This window comes from Kitasatospora sp. NPDC086801 (assembly GCF_044745805.1).
In the GTDB taxonomy this organism is placed as follows: Bacteria; Actinomycetota; Actinomycetes; order Streptomycetales; family Streptomycetaceae; genus Kitasatospora.
Genome location: NZ_JBIVAX010000048.1, coordinates 25,168 through 42,865, shown reverse-complemented (window position 1 = coordinate 42,865; position 17,698 = coordinate 25,168). Strand labels below are relative to the sequence as shown.

Genomic DNA, 17,698 nt, shown 5'->3' with positions numbered 1-17,698 from the left:
CGTACCCTCTGTACGCTCAAACGCTCAAAACCCGAACCCCTATAGCGTGCCATGCGCCTGCTCCTGCTCCGGCACCGGAATACGGGTTGAGCGCACCGGCGGGTGTACGGCCCGCCCGGGCGCGGTCCGCTCCGCCTCGGCGGCCGCGTACTGGGGGTCGCGGCCGGCCGCCGCCAGGGCCCGCATCCGGGCCAGCCGGGGCCCGTCCGGCGCGGGCGGGGCGGCGTCCCGCGGCCACTGGGCGAGCAGCTGCGCGAACGCCGCCGAGCGGCCGGCCCAGCGCACCAGCAGTTCGTCGGCGGCCGGCAGGCCGGGCGTCGCCCGGGCCAGCACCGCGCGGGCCCGGGCCGGTTTCTCGGCCGCGCAGTGCTCGGCCAGCCGCTCCACGGCCGCGGTCAGCACCGCCGGGTCGGTCTCGATGGCGAGCAGGGTGTCCAGCAGTTCGCAGCGCAGCGCGTCCGCCGCCGGGTCGGCCACCGGGACGGACAGCACCTGGGCGAACGGCCGCCGCACGCCCGCCGTCCGGGCGGCCAGCGCGCCGCCGAGCAGCACCCGCAGCTCCAGCCGGGCGGCCGGGCCGCCGGTCGCGGCGCGCTCCAGGCGGCGGCCCAGGTAGTCGACGGCGACCGGGCCGGCCAGCGCCGGGTGCTCGCGCAGCAGCCGGGCGGCCAGTTCGGCGCCCCGCCGGGTGGCCACCGGGGTGCGGGCGTCGGCGAGCACCCGCAGGGTCTCGGCGGCGGCCGCGCCGGGGGCCGCCAGCCGGTCGGCGAGCGCGGCCAGGACGGGTTCCGGGTCGCTCTCCAGCGCGGGGGCCAGCGCCCGGGGGGTGAGGAAGGCATCGCCGCCCGCCCGGTGCAGGGCCAGCGCGGCGGGGAGGTGCTGGGCCCGGGTCGCCGGGTCGCCGACCAGCAGGGCGAGGGCGGCGCCGTGCAGGCCCGGTTCGTCCTCGCGGGCGAGCAGGGTCAGCGCGGTGAACCGCAGCAGTCCGGCGGCGGCGCCGGCGGCGTGCGGGGCGGCGCGCAGGGCGTGCACGGCGGCGGCGACGTGCCGCTCGGGGCGCCGGTCGTGGCTCCAGCGGTCCACCGCCCGGCAGAGCGCGGAGGGCTCCTCGGTGGCGAGCACGGTGAGCAGCGCGTCCGCCCTCGGGTGCGCGGCGCCGGCCAGGGTGTCGGCCAACTCGTCCAGGGCGAGCCGGCGGTGGGCGTACAGCAGGTCGTGGGCGAGGTCGGCGACAGTGTGCCCGGGGCGGCCGGGCAGGCCGCGCGGATCGTCGAACCAGGCGCAGAGCAGCGGGAACACCGCGACGGGGTCGGCGCGCAGCCGCTCGGCCACCGCGCCGAGGAAGGGCTGCCCGGGCCCGTCCGCGGTCACCAGGCGGCGCAGCAGCGCGAGTTCGGTCTCGACGGGCAGGCCGAGGCCGGTCCAGAACGCCGGGCCGAACGCGCCGAGCCCGTCCGCCGGGAGCGCGTCCGATCCGCCCTCGGCGGCCGCCCGTTCGGCGATCCGCCCGGCCAACTGGTCGAGCAGCGCCCGGTGTTCGGCCGGATCGGGGCTGGCGAACAGCCCGGCGGTGAGCAGCCGGCCGGCCCACCAGGCCGGTTCGCTGCCGGGCGGGCGCAGGTCCAGGGCGCGCCAGAGCCGGTGCAGCCACGGGTCCAGGGCGGGCGCGCCCCAGGCCTCGGCCAGTCGGCGCAGCGCGGCGGCGACCGGGCCGATCCGGTGCCGGGGGACGCCGCGCCCCCGGCCTGCCGGGGGCACGCCCGCCGGCCCGCCGGTCGGCGAGGAGGGCGTGTCCTCGGCCTCGCCGAGCAGCAGCCGCAGCGCGGCGTCCAGGTCCAGGTGCAGGCCCTGCAGCCAGTCCGCGAACTCCCCGTGCGCGAACCGGAATCCGGGCCCGGCCGGGACGAACAGGCCCTCGGCGAGGACGGCCGTGGCCCAGCCGCCGGCCGCCGGGAACAGCTCCTCGAACGCGGCCCGGCCCAGCCCGCCCGGCTCGGCGCCGAGCATCCGCCGGGCCGCCTCGTGCACCCGTCCGGCCACCGCGGCCGCCAGCCGCCGCACCCGCCCCTGGGACGGCCCGGCCGACCGGGCGGAGCCCCGGCGATGGGCGCCCGGGCGGCGCTGCCGGCCGTCCTCGGCCAGCCGCCGGGCCACCCGCAGGCAGCGCAGGTCCAGGTAGGCGGCGAACAGCTCGCCCCGGCGCGCCGGCTCCCCGCGCAGGCCCTCCGCCCACAGCTCGCCCGCCAGCCGGACGGCCAGCGGGTGCCGCGCGTCGGCGTCGGCCGGCCAGCCCGGCGGCAGCCCGTAGCGGCGGCGCACCCGCTCGGCCGCCTCGGCGGGGAGCGGGCCGAGCCGGTGCCCGGCGAGGCTGGGGGCGCCCGGGCCGCCGCCGTCCATCCGGACGGTGGGGGCGCTGGCCAGGTCGCCGGCCGGCTCCGGCGGGTCCGCGTACCGGGCGCGGTCCGTGCCGCCGCCCCACTTCTCGGCCGCCAGCCGCGCCCAGGCCTCCTCGCCGCAGGCGGTCAGCAGCCGCGCCCCGCAGCCGGTCAGCCAGTCCCCCGCGCCGCGCAGCCAGCGCGGGTCCAGCGGCGCCGGGGCCTCCTCGGGGCCGTCCAGGACCACCAGCAGCGGCCGCCCGGCCGCCGCGCACAGCGCCGCCACCGGTTCCGGCGCGGGCGCCGGGGTGCCCAGTTCGGCCGCGGCGGCGGCCAGCGCCCGCTCCACCGGGGCGGCGAGCGAGCGGTCCTCGGCCCGCAGGTCGGCGCCGCGCAGCCAGAGGGTGGGCAGCGGCCGGGCGCCGCCGGTGCGGCGGGCGGCGAGGGCGGCGAGTTCGGTGGAGCGCCCGCTACCGGGGGCGCCGACCAGCGCGGTGACGGTGGCCTGCGGCTCGTCCCCGACCAGTCCGTCGGGCCGGTCGACCCGGTCGGCGGCGAGCCCGGCCACCCGGTCCGGACCGGCCCCGGCGGCGGCCAGCTGGGCGGCGGTCAGCCGCAGCACACCGGCCAGGTTGAGCGCGGGCCCGTAGCCGGGCACGGCCGCGCCGTTGCGCGCCAGCAGTTCGGCCAGCGGCGGGGCGACCACGACCGCGCCGCCGCCGGCCGGCACCGCCGGGAGCGCGCCGCCGTGCTGCGGCCCGCGCAGCGCGGGCACGGCCAGGGCCACCACGGCGCCGCTGCGGGCGTCCAGCACCGGCGAGCCGGCCGGCACCACCACGCCGCCGACCACCGGCGGGTCGAGCAGCAGCACCCCGCCCGCCCCGGCGTACCCGGCCCCGCCGATGCCCAGCAGGCCGCAGCGCAGCGCCACCGCGCGCCCGTCCTCGCCGGCCAGCGCGGGCAGCAGCACCTCGTGCCCCGTCCCGAGGGCCGCGACGGGCAGCGGCGGCACGGGCAGCCCGCCGACCGCGTCGGTGCGCAGCAGGGCGAGCCCGTGCTCGGGCAGCGGCAGTACGGCGTCCGGGCCCAGCACTCTGGTCTGCCCGCCGGGGGTGTGCAGGACGATCCGGTCCAGGCCGGTGACGCTCTCGTGGGCGGTCAGGACGGTGCCCTGCGGGTCGGCGACGAACCCTAAGCCGTGCAGTCGCCCGTTGAGGTCGCGGATCCGCAGCAGGTACCGCCCGGGATCTCCCGCCACGCCGTCGCCGTCCAGGAATCCCGGCATTCGCACTGCCCTCCCCGCAGGCCGGACGGCCCGGGAGCGGGCTCGTCACGGCGACCTGCTCGCCGCCGGGGAGCCTGCCCGCCCGGGAGGCGGCCCCACCGCGCCTGCGCCGCTCACCACGGGCGTTCACCTCGCGCGCTCCCCCGAGCGGGTGACCCCTCCCTCGCCGGAACGAACCCCCGGACCTCGCCGGAACACCCCCTGAACGAGCGAAGCCCCTCCCGGGACGCCCCCCGAACGAGCGAAACCCCCGCCGGAAGACTCCCGACGGGGGTGACGCGTGCGCTGCGGGGCGTCAGCCGACGAAGACCGCGACCGGCTTCGCCTGCCCGCCCGTCTCCTCGACCAGCGCGAGGAAGCGCCCGTCCGGCCCGAACACCGCGATCGGCCCGTCCACGCCCAGCCCGGGCGCCTTGAGCCGGGCACCGTGCGACAGCTTCTCCGCCGCCGACTCGTCCAGGTCCCAGCGCGGGAAGGCGGCGGCCGCGGCCTCCCCGATCGGCAGCACCTGCAGCCCCGTCGGGGACTCGCCGGTGACCGCGGCCTCCAGCTGCTCCAGGGTGTGCGCCGACTCCACCGAGTACGGCCCGACCCTGGTGCGCCGCAGCGCGGTGAGGTGGCCGCCGACGCCGAGCCCGGCGCCCAGGTCACGGGCCAGCGCCCGGATGTAGGTGCCGGAGGAGCACTCGACGGTCACGTCCAGGTCGATCACCGGCGTGCCGTCCTCGGCGACCGCCGCGCGCTGCCCGTGCACGGTGAAGGAGTGGATCGTGGTGGGCCGGGCCGCGAGCTCGAAGTCCTCGCCCTCGCGCACCCGCGCGTACGACCGCTTGCCGTCGATCTTGATCGCGCTGACCTTGGAGGGCACCTGCATGATCTCGCCGGTGAGCGCGGCGATCCCGGCGTCGATCGCCTCCCGGCTCACCCCGTCGGCCGGGGCGGACGCGGTGACCTCGCCCTCCCGGTCGTCGGTGACGGTGGTCTGGCCGAGCCGGATGGTCGCCTCGTACGTCTTGGCGGTGAGCATCAGGTGGCCGAGCAGCCGGGTGGCCCGCTCGACGCCGATCACCAGTACGCCGGTGGCCATCGGGTCGAGCGTGCCGGCGTGCCCGACCTTCCGCGTCCCGGCCAGCCATCGCAGCTTGGCGACGACTCCGTGGGAGGTGATGCCCTCGGGCTTGTCGACGATCACCAGGCCGTCCGGGCCGGTGCCTTTGCGCTTCATCAAGTTCTTTCTCTAAAAAGCGGTCAAGAAATGATCAACGTACCGGTCGCAGCGCGCTCCGGAACCGTTCGACCACCGCGGCCACGTCCTCCCGGGCACTGAACCCGGCCGCGAAGACGTGCCCCCCGCCGCCCAGTTCGGCGCAGGCCGCGGCGACGTCCACCGCGCCCTTGGAACGCGAGGAGCCCCGCAGCGTGCCGTCCGGGTCCTGCTTGAGCACCAGCGCCACCTCGGCCTCGGCCGGGCGGCGCAGGATGTCGATCAGCCCCTCGATCTCCTCGATCGTGACGCTGAACAGCACCAGGTCCTGGTACGGCACCCAGGTCCACACCAGGCCCAGCCCGCCGGCCGCGTCCGGCTCGTAGACGGCCCGGTCGAGCGCGCCCGCGAGCACCTTGAGGTAGCCGAAGGAGGAGGTGTCCCACAGCTGCCGGGAGATCAGGTCGTGGCGGATGCCGGTGGCCAGCAGCCGCCCGGCGAGTTCGTGGGTGGCGGGCGTGGTGGCCCGGTACTTGAACGAGCCGGTGTCGGTGGCGACGCCGGTGTACAGGCAGGTCGCCAGGTCCTGGTCGAGTTCGACGCCGAGCCGGCGCAGCAGTTCGTCGACCAGGACGGCGGTGGCCGGCGCGGTCGGGTCGATCAGCTGGTGGGTGCCGAAGCCCGGGTTGGAAGCGTGGTGGTCGATCACCACCAGCACCGGCGCGGCGAAGGCCTTGTCGTGCAGCAGGCCGAGCCGGCTCTCCGCGGCCACGTCGAAGCAGAGCACCAGCTCGGGGACGTCCGGCACCTCGGCGGCCGGCACGATCAGCTCCTGGCCGGGCAGGAAGGCCAGCGACTCGGGCACGATCTGCGGGTCGTCGCCGAAGGAGACCCGCACCCGCTTGCCGAGCCCGCGCAGCGCCAGCGCAGCCGCCAGCGAGGAGCCCAGGGCGTCGCCGTCCGGGCAGATGTGGCAGATCAGGTCGATCGAACGGGCCCGCCCGATCTCCGCCACCACCTGCTGCCAGAGCAGCTCGAAACCGCTCTCCTCGGTGCGCGGCCCGGGGAGCGCCGCGAGGGCACCCTCCACCGTGCTGGTGGAGGACGCCCCCGTGGTCGAACCGGCTCGCGAGGCGGCCTTCGCCGGCTCACCCGCCATGACTACTCGTCCTCGTCGTCACGCTCGGACGCCGGAACCTTGTACGGGTCCGCGTCGCCGGCGTAGGTCGCACCCGCGGCGGTGGTGCGCACCGCCGCGTCGATGGCCTTGGCCCGGTCGAGCAGGTCGTCGATGTTCCGGGCGTTGTCCGGCAGCGCGTCCGCGACGAAGGTCAGCGTCGGGGTGAAGCGCACCCCGATCTTGCCGACCTCGGAACGGATCACGCCCTTGGCGCTCTCCAGCGCGGCGGCCGTGGCCTCGCGCTCGGTCTCGTCGCCGAAGACGGTGTAGAAGACGGTGGCCTCGCGCAGGTCCCCGGTCACCCGGGTGTCGGTGATGGTCACGAACCCCAGTCGCGGGTCCTTGACCCGCCGCTCCAGGGTCTGGGCGACGACCACCTGGATGCGGTCGGCGAGCTTGCGCGCCCTTGCGGTGTCGGTCACGTTGCCTCCTCGTGCAGTGGGTCCGGCTTCCGGGTGAGCTGCGCACCCGTCGGGGCCCACGCCCCAAAGTACCGGCCCGCGCCCGGCCTTGCGGGCGCTCTGGGTCCTGATCCGTGTGAGAACGGCGACTTCCGCCGACCGCCTCCACGGCTCTCATTCGTCGTCGTCGTTGTGGTACCGCCTCCTCGCGGAGAGGAGCTGCACCTCGGGGCGGCCGACGACCAACCGCTCACAGCTGTCCAGGACCTCGGTGACGTATCCGGCATCGCCGGACACCACCGCGAGGCCGATCTCGGCCCTGCGGTGCAGATCCTGGTTCCCGGTCTCAGCAGCGCACACGCTGTACTTGCGCTGCAGTTCGGCCACGATGGGCCGCACGATCGAACGCTTCTCCTTGAGCGAGTGGACGTCGCCCAGCAGCAGGTCGAAGGTGAGTGTTCCCACGAACATGTATGACAGGTCTCGCCGACCTGGAAGGCCTCGGGGGGAGCAGCCCGGAACCGGGCTGACGCTGTTGCATCTCAACGCTGCCACATCTCGACGCTGTTACATCTCGACGCTGCCACATCTCAACTACCCCGGACCCTACACAGCGAGACCGGGGCCGGTCGACGGAAATACCACCCGTCGACCGGCCCCGGCTTTCACCGACTACGAGCGCGGCTTCTCGCGCATCTCGTAGGTCTCGATGATGTCCTCCACCTTGATGTCGTTGAACGACCCCAGGGTGACACCGGCCTCGAAGCCCTCGCGGACCTCGGTCGCGTCGTCCTTGAAGCGGCGCAGACCCTCGATGGTGAGGCTCTCCGCCACGACCTTGCCGTCGCGGATGAGGCGGGCCTTGGCGTTGCGGCGCAGCAGGCCCTCGCGGACGATGACACCCGCGATGTTGCCGAACTTGGAGGAGCGGAACACCTCGCGGATCTCCGCGGAGCCGAGGCGCACCTCCTCGTACTCGGGCTTGAGCATGCCCTTGAGGGCGTTCTCGATCTCCTCGATCGCCTGGTAGATGACCGAGTAGTACCGGACGTCCACGCCTTCCTTGTCGGCCGCGGTACGCGCACGGCCTTCGGCGCGCACGTTGAAGCCGATGATGATGGCGTCCGAACCCATCGCCAGGTTGACGTCGGACTCGGTGATCGCACCCACACCGCGGTGCAGGATGCGGAGCTCGACCTCCTCGCCCACGTCCAGCTTGACGAGGGCGTCCTCGAGGGCCTCGACCGAACCGGAGACGTCACCCTTGATGATGAGGTTGAGCTGCTCGATCTCGCCGGCGGCGATGGCCTTGTCCAGGTCCTCCAGGGACACCCGGACCCGACGCTGCGCGAAGGCGGCGTTGCGGTCGCGGGCCGAGCGCTTCTCGGCGATCTGACGGGCGGTGCGGTCCTCGTCGACGACGATGAAGCTGTCGCCGGCGCGGGGCACCGAGGTCAGACCGAGCAGCAGCACCGGGCGGGACGGGCCGGCCTCGGCGAGGCTGTTGCCGTTCTCGTCCAGCATCGCGCGGACGCGGCCGTAGGCGTCGCCGACCACGATCGAGTCGCCGACGCGGAGGGTACCGCGCTGCACGAGCACGGTCGCCATGGCGCCGCGGCCCTTGTCGAGGTGGGCCTCGATGGCGATACCCTGCGCGTCCTGCTCGGGGTTGGCCCGCAGGTCGAGCGAGGCGTCCGCGGTGAGGACCACGGCCTCCAGCAGCTGCTCGATGTTGAGGCCCTGGCGCGCGGAGATGTCGACGAACATGGTGTCGCCGCCGTACTCCTCGGCCACCAGACCGAACTCGGTCAGCTGACCGCGGACCTTGGTCGGGTCGGCGCCCTCGACGTCGATCTTGTTGACGGCGACCACGATCGGCACACCCGCGGCCTTGGCGTGGTTCAGCGCCTCGACCGTCTGCGGCATGACACCGTCGTTGGCCGCGACCACCAGGATCGCGATGTCGGTGGACTTGGCACCACGGGCACGCATGGCGGAGAACGCCTCGTGACCAGGGGTGTCGAGGAAGGTGATCGGGCGCTGCTCGCCGTTCACCTCGGTGACGACCTGGTAGGCACCGATGTGCTGGGTGATGCCACCGGCCTCGCCGGCCACCACGTTGGACTTGCGGATGGCGTCCAGCAGGCGGGTCTTACCGTGGTCGACGTGACCCATGACGGTGACGACCGGCGGGCGCGGGGCCAGCTGGTCCTCGTCGCCCTCGTTCGCACCGAAGTCGATGTCGAACGACTCCAGCAGCTCGCGGTCCTCGTCGTCCCGGCTGACGATCTCCAGGATGAAGCCCATCTCGCCGGCCAGCAGCTCGAGGGTCGCGTCGGAGACCGACTGCGTCGCGGTGACCATCTCACCGAGGTTGAACATGACGGAGACGAGCGCGGCCGGGTTGGCGTTGATCTTCTCCGCGAAGTCCATCAGCGAGGCGCCGCTCGACAGGCGAACGGTCTGGCCGTTGCCGCGAGGCAGCATCACACCGCCGACGGACGGGGCCTGCATGGCCTCGTACTCCTGGCGCTTCGCCCGCTTCGACTTGCGGCCACGCGCCGGGCGACCGCCCGGGCCACGACCGAAGGCGCCCTGCGTGCCACCACGGGCACCCGGGCCGCCGGGACGACCACCGAAACCACCGGGACGCGGGCCGAAGCCGCCGCCGCCACCGGGGGCACCGCCACCGGGACGCGGACCGCCGAAGCCGCCGCCACCGGCCGGACGCGAGCCCGGACCGGCCGGACGACCCTGGAAGCCCGGACGGGCGCCACCGGCACCCGGACCACCCGGACGGCCACCGGGGCCACCGGGGCCACGGCCGCCGGGGCCCGGACGCGGGCCCGGAGCCGGACGCTGCGGCATCATGCCCGGGTTCGGGCGCGGCATGCCGGACGGGGACGGGGCGCCGGGGCGCGGACCGGCCGGACGCGGCATGCCGTCGGGACGCGGACGGTCGCCACCGGGACGCGGGGCGCCACGGTCGGCACCGGGAGCACCGGCGGGACGCGGACGGTCGCCACCCGGACGCGGGGCGCCACGGTCAGCACCGGGAGCACCGGCGGGACGCGGACGGTCGCCACCCGGACGCGGACGGTCGCCGCCCGGGGCGCCCTGACCGGCCGGACGCGCACCCGGCGCGCCCTGACGGCGGTCGCCGGGGCGGGCCATACCGGTCGCGCTGCCCGAGGTGAACGGGTTGTTGCCCGGACGCGGACCGGCCGGACGCGGACCCGGACGGGCACCGCCGGCGGCGGGACCGGCCGGACGCGAGGCCTGCGGGGCCTGCGAGGCCTGCGGAGCCTGACGCGGGGTGTCACCGGCCGGAGCCGGCGAGGAGAACTCGGCCGCGGGCGCGGCCGGGGCCGCCGGAGCGGCGGGACGCGCCGCCGGGCGCGGGCCCGGGGTCGGGCCACCCGCCGGCTTCGCGGCGGCGGGGGCCGCCGGGGCGGCGGGCGCGGCCTGGGCCGCAGGGGCCGCGGGAGCCGCGGCCGGGGTGGGACGGGGACCAGGGGTCGCGCTGGGGCGCGGACCCGGGGTCGGAGCACCCGGCTTGGGTGCACCCGCGGCGGCGGAGCCACCCGCGGGCTGGGGCGCCGCGCTCTTGCGCGGGCCCGGCTTGGCAGCGGAACCACCACCGGTGGGGGCCACACCAAGCGCGTCAGTCAGCTTACGTACGACCGGCGCCTCAATCGTCGAGGACGCCGAACGGACGAACTCACCGAGCTCGGTGAGCTTGGCCATGACGGCCTTGCTCTCCAAGCCAAGTTCCTTGGCGAGTTCATAAACCCGGACCTTAGCCACTTCACTCCTGTCTATGAGTCCGGGGTGTCTCGTCCGCCGGACCGTCGCTACTTCATGGGCGTACCCATCGCGTACTCATCGCGTACTCATCGAGAGCTCATCGCAATCTCGACCTACTTCCACATCGCGAGGTACCTGACTGGTGGCACGGCACGCGGCTGCCCGCGAACCGTGCTTGTTGCGGTGGTTCTCCCGCCGCACTGAGCGGCGGCCGTTGCGGGCGTCGCCCCACCGGGCGGCCTGAGGGACTCAGGGCGCCGGGGTGTCGACGGTCCGCTCCCCGATGAACTCGCGGAGCCGCTCCGTGTCGAGCGTCCCCTGGAGGCGGAAGGCCCGGGGAAACGCCCGACGGCGGACCGCGAGGTCGAGGCAGGCCGGATCGGGGTGCAGGTGAGCGCCCCGGCCCGGCAGTGCGCCACGGGGGTCGGGGACGCAGACGCCCTCGACCGCCGTGACACGCAACAGCTGGTGCTTGGCCGCTCGCTTGCGGCAGCCCACGCAGGTGCGTTCCGGGCGTGCTCGGACGTGCGTCCGGCCAGACGAAGGCAAGTCTACCCCTCCGAAGGGACATGGCGCCGCCCCGCCGATCCCGGGCGGAACGGCGGGGGGCTTTGACGGGGCGAACGGCCGGTCAGCGCCGCGCTCAGCGGTCGGTGTCCCGACCGCCGTCCTCGGGCTGGCCCTCGGTGTCCGGCCGGATGTCGATCCGCCAGCCGGTGAGGCGGGCGGCGAGGCGGGCGTTCTGCCCCTCCTTGCCGATCGCCAGCGACAGCTGGTAGTCCGGCACGATCACCCGGGCGGAACGCTGGGCCAGGTCGACGATCTCCACGCTGGTCACCCGTGCGGGGGACAGCGCCGCGGCGACCATCTCCCGGGGGTCCTCCGACCAGTCGACGATGTCGATCTTCTCGCCGTGCAGCTCGCCCATCACCGCGCGCACCCGGCTGCCCATCGGGCCGATGCAGGCGCCCTTGGCGTTCAGCCCGGCCCGGCGCGACCAGACCGCGATCTTGGTGCGGTGGCCGGCCTCACGGGCGATCGCCGCGATCTCCACGCTGCCGTCCGCGATCTCCGGGACCTCCAGCGCGAACAGCTTCTTCACCAGGCTCGGGTGCGTCCGCGACAGCGTCACCGAGGCCCCGCGCACACCGCGGCGCACCGCCACGACGTAGCACTTCAGCCGGGTGCCGTGCCGGTAGTCCTCGCCCGGGACCTGCTCCTGCGGCGGCAGGATGGCCTCCAGCTTGCCGATGTCGACCAGCACGTTCTTCGGGTCGTTGCCCTGCTGGACGACACCGGTGACGATGTCGCCCTCCTTGCCCGCGTACTCGCCGAAGGTCTGGTCGTCGGCGGCGTCGCGCAGGCGCTGCATCATCACCTGGATGCCGATGCTGGACGCGATCCGGCCGAAGCCGTTCGGGGTGTCGTCGAACTCCTTGGGCTCGACGCCCTCGTCCAGCTCGGCCGGGTCCTCCGTCGCCCACACGGTGACGTGGCCGGACTTGCGGTCCAGGTGCACGCGGGCGCGGCGGCGCGAGCCCTCGGTGCGGTGGTACGCGGTGAGGAGGGCGGACTCGATGGACTCGACCAGCAGGTCGAAGGGGATGTTCTTCTCGTTGACCAGCGTGCGCAGGGCACTCATGTCGATGTCCACGGCTACGCCTCCTCGTCTTTCGTCACGTTCGTCATGGTCCGGGCGGTGCGCAGGTCACAGCGCACCGTCGTCCCCCTCCTCGGAGGCGTCGTCGTCCGCGAAGTCCGCGGCCTCGTCGAGGAGCTCGTCGTCCTTGCGGTTGAACTCGACCTGCACGCGCGCCCGATCCACCTCGGCGTACGCCAGCCGGCGCTCCTTCGGACGGCCGCGGCCCTTCACCGGCTGCACCTCGACCAGCGCGCCGTCCTCGTCCGCCTCCAGCACCCGGGCGACGATCTCCCCGCCGTCGACCAGGTGGATCTTGGCCAGTCTGCCTTCTGCGCGCCGCCAGTGCCGGGGCAGGTCCAGCGAACGCTCCGCGCCCGGCGAACCGACCTCCAGCAGGTAGGGCTCGTCGCCCATCAGGTCCGACTCGTCCAGGGCCTCACCGACCACCCGGCTGAACTCGGCGATGGCGTCCATGTCCACGCCGCCGTCGGTGTCGACGTCGATCTGCACCTGGCGGCGGTTGCCGGCCTTGGTGACCTTGACGTCCTCCAGGTCCAGACCGGCCTGCACGACCAGCGGCTCCAGCAACGCGCGCAGCCGGTCGGTGTGGGTGGTGCTCATCCGGGTGGACTCCTCGGCCGCGTCTGCTGTTGTCAGAAGGTCGCTCCGCGCCCTCCGGCGCCGGTCCGGCGCACACCGGGTCGCGGCAGCTCGGCCCAAAGCCTAGCCGGTGAAGCCGCGAACCACCGATTCCGGACCACCCCCGACCGGGCACACGCCACCCACTGCGAGCAAGCTCACACCCGCTCCCGGGGCGTCCCCGGATCCGAATCCCCGCCCGGAATCGTGGGGATTCTGTAATCATTCACGCCTACGAAGGGCAGGCGGGGAGGCCGCCCTCCCGCACACGCCCCGGAGTGACACCCATGCAGCCGCCCAGCCGACGGACGTTCCTGGCTCTCGGGCTGCTCGCCCTCACCGCCCTCACCGCCTGCACCGGCTCCCACGGCGGCAACGACGCCACTCCCGGCAACCGCGGCCCGCAGCCGAGCCCGGACGAACCGGTCGTCCTGCGCTCGATCGCCGCCACCGACACCCTGCTGGCCGGCTACGACAGCCTGCTCGCCGGTCCGGGCGGTGCCCAGGCCGCCGTGCTGCAGCCGCTCCGGGCCGAGGTGGCCCAGCACCGCGCCGCCCTCGCCCATGGCCTGCCCGCCGCCTCGATCCCCCCGGCCACGCCCTCGGCCACCCCGTCCGGAACGCCGTCCGGAACGCCGGTCGGCACCCCCGCCGCACTCGCCGCACTCGAACGGCAGACCGCCCAGGCCCGCCTCGCCGACCTGGCCGCAGCCCGGCCGCCGCTGGCCCGGCTGCTCGCCTCGGTCGCCGCCTCCGACGTGCTGCACGCCGTCGCCCTCGGCGACACCATCCCGCCGGGCACCCCCGCCGAGGCGCCGACCACACCCCCGAGCGACCAGCCCACCGGCTCCCCCTCCCCCGGTCCGTCGGCCGCCCCCTCCGCCGCTGCGGCGGTCACCGCCCTCCAGGGCGCACTCGGCGCCGAACACGCCGCCGTCTACGGCTACGGCGTGGTCGGCGCCCGCCTCCCCGAGGACCAGCAGCGCACCGACGCCCGCACCGCCTACGCCGCCCACGAGGCCCGGCGGGACGCCTGGCAGCGGCTGATCGGCTCCCTCGGCGCCACCCCGACCGCCGCCGCCGGCGGGTACCAGCTCCCGTTCGCCGTCACCGACTCGGCCGGCGCCACCAAGCTCGCCGCCCACCTCGAAACCCGGCTCACCACCGTCTACGCCGACCTGGTCGCCGCCGTCCCCGGTCCCCAACGGGCCACCGCGGCCGACGCCCTGCGCGACTGCGCCCTGCGCGCCCACCGCTGGGGCGCCGCCGACCCCGCCTTCCCCGGTATCCCCGAGCCCCTCCCCACCCCCACGGCCGCCACTCCCTAGGGCCCGCGGCGCTGACCTGCGGTTTCCCGTCCATGGCCGACAATGGACGGGTAACACCAACGGGGGAGCGTCAACCGGAAGGCCGGGCATGTCGGGAGCAGCACCGCAGATCACCGTCCCCGCCTGGCTGGCGCGCGGCGTCGCCGCGAGCGAGGGCGAACCGGGCCGCCAGTGGCTGGCCGGGCTCCCCGCGCGGGTGGCCGCCCACCTGGCGCGCTGGGACCTCACCCTGGAGCGGGTGCTCGACCCAGGCGGCAGCCTGAGCCTGGTCGCCTACGTCCACCGCGACGACCTCTCCCCCGCCGTCCTCAAGACCGGCCTGCGCACCCCCGAGACCGCGTTGGAGCACGCGGCGCTCGCCCACTGGGCCGGGCGCGGGGCCGTCCTGCTGCTGGACGCCGACCCCGCCGAGGGCGTCCTGCTGCTGGAGCGGCTGCACGGGGACATCCCGCTGCGCTCGCTCGCCGAGGCGAAGGCGATGCTGGAGGCGACCAGCCTGCTGCACCGGCTCTGGACCGCCCTTCCGGAGGACCACCCGTTCCCGACGCTCGCGGCCCGGACCGCCGACACCGCGGAGCGGCTGCGCGGGCACCGCGCCCTGCCCGGCGCCGCCGAGGCCGAGCCCCTGATCGCCGAGGCGCTGGACACGGCCGACGGCCTGGCCGGCTCCGCCGCCGAGACCCTCCTGCTCCACGGGGACTTCCACCACGGCAACGTGCTCGCCGCCGACCGGGCGCCCTGGCTGGCGATCGACCCGCGCCCGCTGGCCGGCGAGCGCGCCTTCGACCTGGCCCGGCTGGCCCTGGACCGGGCGGACACCCTGGTCGGCTCCCCCGGCGTGGCCGCGGCCGTCCGCCGCCGGCTGCACCAGCTCGCGGACGCGCTGGAGGTGGACCGGGAACGGCTGCGCGGCTGGACCCTGTTCCGGGCCGTCGACCTCGCCCTGCGGGCCCTGGCGGCCGGCCGCCGGGAGGACGCCGAGCTCTACCTGGAGTTCGCCGGGGCGCTGTAGCGCGGGCCCTACGCCTAGGGCGTGCGCAGCGGAAGCCGAGCCCCCATCACCGCGTACAGCCGGTCCGTCGCGGGAAAGCGCACCGCGCGGGCGAGGTCCTGGTAGCCGAGCGCCCGGTAGAGCCGTCGCGCGGGGGTCTCCGCGTCGATCGCGGAGAGGATGCTGCGCTCCAGCCCGGAGCGCTCGCAGAGGGTGCGGATCAGCCGGGAGCCGACGCCCTGGCCCTGGTACTCGGGCAGCACGTGCAGTTCGGTGACGGCGAACACGTGGTCCAGCCAGTCGTCGTGGCCGCCCGCGCTCAGGTAGGGCTCGATCACCGTGCTCCACCAGTGCTCGCGCTGGTTGGGCATCCCGTAGCCGAAGCCGACCAGCCGGCCGCCGCTCATCGCGCCGAGCGCGATCACCCCGGGCTGGCCGGCGTGCCGACCGACGATGTGCAGCCGGACGGCGACCTCTTCGGCCGTCAGGCCGAACGCCACCGCCTGGACCTCCAGCGCCTGCGGCGCCCAGGCCGCAAGGTCGATGGCCTCGATCGTCACCCCGGTCAGCTGATCCATGCCTCGGACGTTACTACCCGTGAGCCGTCGGCGCGGGCGAAGATCGGAACCGAACGCCCCGGGAACGGGCTCAGAACAGCACGCTCATGAACGCGCCGACCTCGCGGAAGCCGACCCGCCGGTAGGCGGCCCGGGCCCGCAGGTTGTAGTCGTTGACGTAGAGCGAGACCACCGGGGCGATCTCGCGCAGCGCGAGGTCGAGGACAGCCGCCATGCCGGTCTCGGAGAGGCCCCGGCCCCGGTACTCCGGGGCGACCCAGACACCCTGGACCTGGCAGGCGCCCTCGGTGACGGCACCGATCTCGGCCTTGAAGACGACCTCGCCGTCCGCGGTGAAACGCGCGAACGACCGCCCGGCGGAGATGAGTTCGGCCACCCGGGCCTGGTAGAGCAGGCCGCCGTCACCGGCCAGCGGGGAGACCCCGACCTCCTCGGTGAACATCGCCACGCAGGCGGGCATCAGCGCGTCGATCTCCTCGCGCCGCACCCGCCGCACCAGCGGGTCGGGCGCGATCTCGGCGGAGGGCACGGCGGTGGCCAACAGCGGCTGGTGGGCGCGGACTTCGCGGGCCGGGCCCCAACTGCGTTCCAGCAGCGCCCAGAAGGCGGCGGTGGCCCCGGCCGGGCCGACGATCGAGGAGCAGCGGCGGCCCTGTCGGCGGGCCCGCTCGGCGAAGGCTGCGACGGCCTCCGGCCCGGCCCCGACCAGGACGAGGTTGGCCCCGGCGTAGCAGAGCGCGGCCAAGGCCCCGTCCCCGTCGTACCAGCCCCACATCTCGCCGCCGAGCCGCCAGGGGTCGAGGCCGACGGCCTCGACCCGGGTGGCGACGAAGGAGTTGGCGACCGGGTCGCGGTGGAGGATCTCCAGGGCGTCCGCGAGGTCGGGGGGCTCCAGCACGCGGGTGGTGGCCAGGGCGCGGGCGGCCTGGAACGAGCCGGGGAGCATCACACCTCGATCGAGCATCGAGACAGCACCTCACTGAGACGAATCTGGCCGCACCCTACTCCGTGGCCCCACCCGGCTACGGCCGCGGGGCCGTCCGCGAACGGACGGCCCCGCTTCCGGAAGACTGCGCGCGGCACACCCGCGCGGACCCCGCGTGGTCAGTCGGCGGCGACGACGGTCGGCGCACCGGCCTCGACGCCCGCCTCCTGCATCTGCTCGGCGAGCTTGAGCGCCTCCTCGATCAGGGTCTCGACGATCTTCGACTCGGGGACGGTCTTGATGACCTCGCCCTTGACGAAGATCTGGCCCTTGCCGTTGCCGGAGGCGACGCCGAGGTCGGCCTCGCGGGCCTCGCCCGGGCCGTTCACGACGCAGCCCATGACGGCGACGCGCAGCGGCACCTCCATGCCCTCCAGCCCGGCGGTGACCTCCTCGGCCAGCTTGTAGACGTCGACCTGGGCGCGGCCGCAGGACGGGCAGGAGACGATCTCCAGGCCGCGCTGGCGCAGGCCGAGCGACTCCAGGATCTGGTTGCCGACCTTGATCTCCTCGGCCGGCGGGGCGGAGAGGGAGACCCGGATGGTGTCGCCGATGCCCTCGGCGAGCAGTGCGCCGAAGGCGACGGCGGACTTGATGGTGCCCTGGAAGGCGGGGCCGGCCTCGGTGACGCCGAGGTGCAGCGGGTAGTCGCAGGCGGCGGCCAGCTGGCGGTAGGCGTTGATCATCACGACCGGGTCGTTGTGCTTGACCGAGATCTTGATGTCGCGGAAGTCGTGCTCCTCGAACAGCGAGCACTCCCAGAGCGCGGACTCGACCAGGGCCTCGGGGGTGGCACGGCCGTACTTCTCCAGCAGGCGCTTGTCGAGCGAGCCGGCGTTGACGCCGATCCGGATCGGCACGCCGGCGTCCCTGGCGGCCTTGGCGATCTCGCCGACCTTGTCGTCGAAGGCCTTGATGTTGCCCGGGTTGACGCGGACCGCGGCGCAGCCGGCGTCGATCGCGGCGAAGACGTACTTCGGCTGGAAGTGGATGTCGGCGATCACCGGGATCTGGGACTTCTTGGCGATGATCGGCAGCGCGTCGGCGTCGTCCTGGGTGGGGACGGCGACCCGGACGATCTGGCACCCGGACGCGGTGAGCTGGGCGATCTGCTGCAGCGTGGCGTTGATGTCCGCGGTCACGGTGGTGGTCATCGACTGCACCGAGACGGGGGCGTCGCCGCCGACCGGTACGTTGCCGACCATGATCTGCCGGGATACACGGCGCTTGGCGAGCGGCTTGAGCGGCAGGGACGGAATACCGAGCGAGATCGCGGTCATGTG

The 17,698-nt window shown here is 75.0% G+C and carries 14 protein-coding genes; 2 read left to right on the top strand and 12 right to left on the bottom strand.

Annotation, left to right across the window (positions count from 1 at the left end; translation table 11 throughout):
• Positions 1-39: 39 nt before the first annotated feature.
• From ACIPLC_RS33140 to rimP, 9 genes are all read right to left on the bottom strand, one after another.
• Positions 40-3,660, bottom strand: a complete 3,621-nt coding sequence (locus tag ACIPLC_RS33140; protein ID WP_400476733.1) for a serine protease — start codon at positions 3,658-3,660, stop codon at positions 40-42.
• Between the two features lie 295 nt (positions 3,661-3,955).
• On the bottom strand, positions 3,956-4,885 hold the full coding sequence (truB, locus tag ACIPLC_RS33135; RefSeq protein WP_400476732.1) for a tRNA pseudouridine(55) synthase TruB: 930 nt from the start codon (positions 4,883-4,885) through the stop codon (positions 3,956-3,958).
• 34 nt (positions 4,886-4,919) lie between these two features.
• Positions 4,920-6,023, bottom strand: a complete 1,104-nt coding sequence (locus tag ACIPLC_RS33130) for a bifunctional oligoribonuclease/PAP phosphatase NrnA (protein ID WP_400476731.1) — start codon at positions 6,021-6,023, stop codon at positions 4,920-4,922.
• A 2-nt stretch (positions 6,024-6,025) separates the two neighbouring features.
• Positions 6,026-6,466: a 30S ribosome-binding factor RbfA gene (rbfA, locus tag ACIPLC_RS33125; RefSeq protein WP_400476730.1), complete on the bottom strand. Its 441-nt coding sequence runs from the start codon at positions 6,464-6,466 to the stop codon at positions 6,026-6,028.
• Between the two features lie 153 nt (positions 6,467-6,619).
• Positions 6,620-6,916, bottom strand: coding sequence for a DUF503 domain-containing protein (locus tag ACIPLC_RS33120; RefSeq protein WP_400476729.1), 297 nt, complete (start codon positions 6,914-6,916; stop codon positions 6,620-6,622).
• Positions 6,917-7,117: 201 nt separating this feature from the next.
• The gene (infB, locus tag ACIPLC_RS33115; RefSeq protein ID WP_400476728.1) at positions 7,118-10,252 is read right to left on the bottom strand and encodes a translation initiation factor IF-2; all 3,135 of its coding nucleotides are present in this window, start codon (positions 10,250-10,252) and stop codon (positions 7,118-7,120) included.
• A gap of 249 nt (positions 10,253-10,501) precedes the next feature.
• A complete protein-coding gene (locus tag ACIPLC_RS33110; protein ID WP_063347625.1) occupies positions 10,502-10,750 on the bottom strand; it encodes a YlxR family protein in 249 nt (82 codons plus the stop codon).
• A 145-nt stretch (positions 10,751-10,895) separates the two neighbouring features.
• A complete protein-coding gene (gene nusA, locus ACIPLC_RS33105) occupies positions 10,896-11,906 on the bottom strand; it encodes a transcription termination factor NusA (protein WP_063347626.1) in 1,011 nt (336 codons plus the stop codon).
• Positions 11,907-11,960: 54 nt separating this feature from the next.
• Entirely contained in the window at positions 11,961-12,515 is a 555-nt protein-coding gene (rimP, locus tag ACIPLC_RS33100) for a ribosome maturation factor RimP (protein WP_400476727.1), read from the bottom strand.
• A gap of 806 nt (positions 12,516-13,321) precedes the next feature.
• Here rimP and ACIPLC_RS33095 point away from each other — a divergent pair.
• Positions 13,322-13,861, top strand: coding sequence for a ferritin-like domain-containing protein (locus ACIPLC_RS33095; protein WP_400476744.1), 540 nt, complete (start codon positions 13,322-13,324; stop codon positions 13,859-13,861).
• Positions 13,862-13,949: 88 nt separating this feature from the next.
• A complete protein-coding gene (locus tag ACIPLC_RS33090; protein WP_363376682.1) occupies positions 13,950-14,873 on the top strand; it encodes an aminoglycoside phosphotransferase family protein in 924 nt (307 codons plus the stop codon).
• 14 nt (positions 14,874-14,887) lie between these two features.
• On the opposite strand, the gene ACIPLC_RS33085 is transcribed toward ACIPLC_RS33090, so the two are convergent.
• From ACIPLC_RS33085 to ispG, 3 genes are all read right to left on the bottom strand, one after another.
• Positions 14,888-15,430, bottom strand: coding sequence for a GNAT family N-acetyltransferase (locus ACIPLC_RS33085; protein ID WP_400476726.1), 543 nt, complete (start codon positions 15,428-15,430; stop codon positions 14,888-14,890).
• Positions 15,431-15,500: 70 nt separating this feature from the next.
• Positions 15,501-16,376, bottom strand: a complete 876-nt coding sequence (locus ACIPLC_RS33080; RefSeq protein WP_400476743.1) for a GNAT family N-acetyltransferase — start codon at positions 16,374-16,376, stop codon at positions 15,501-15,503.
• Positions 16,377-16,534: 158 nt separating this feature from the next.
• Positions 16,535-17,695: a flavodoxin-dependent (E)-4-hydroxy-3-methylbut-2-enyl-diphosphate synthase gene (ispG, locus tag ACIPLC_RS33075; RefSeq protein ID WP_400476725.1), complete on the bottom strand. Its 1,161-nt coding sequence runs from the start codon at positions 17,693-17,695 to the stop codon at positions 16,535-16,537.
• Positions 17,696-17,698 lie beyond the last annotated feature (3 nt).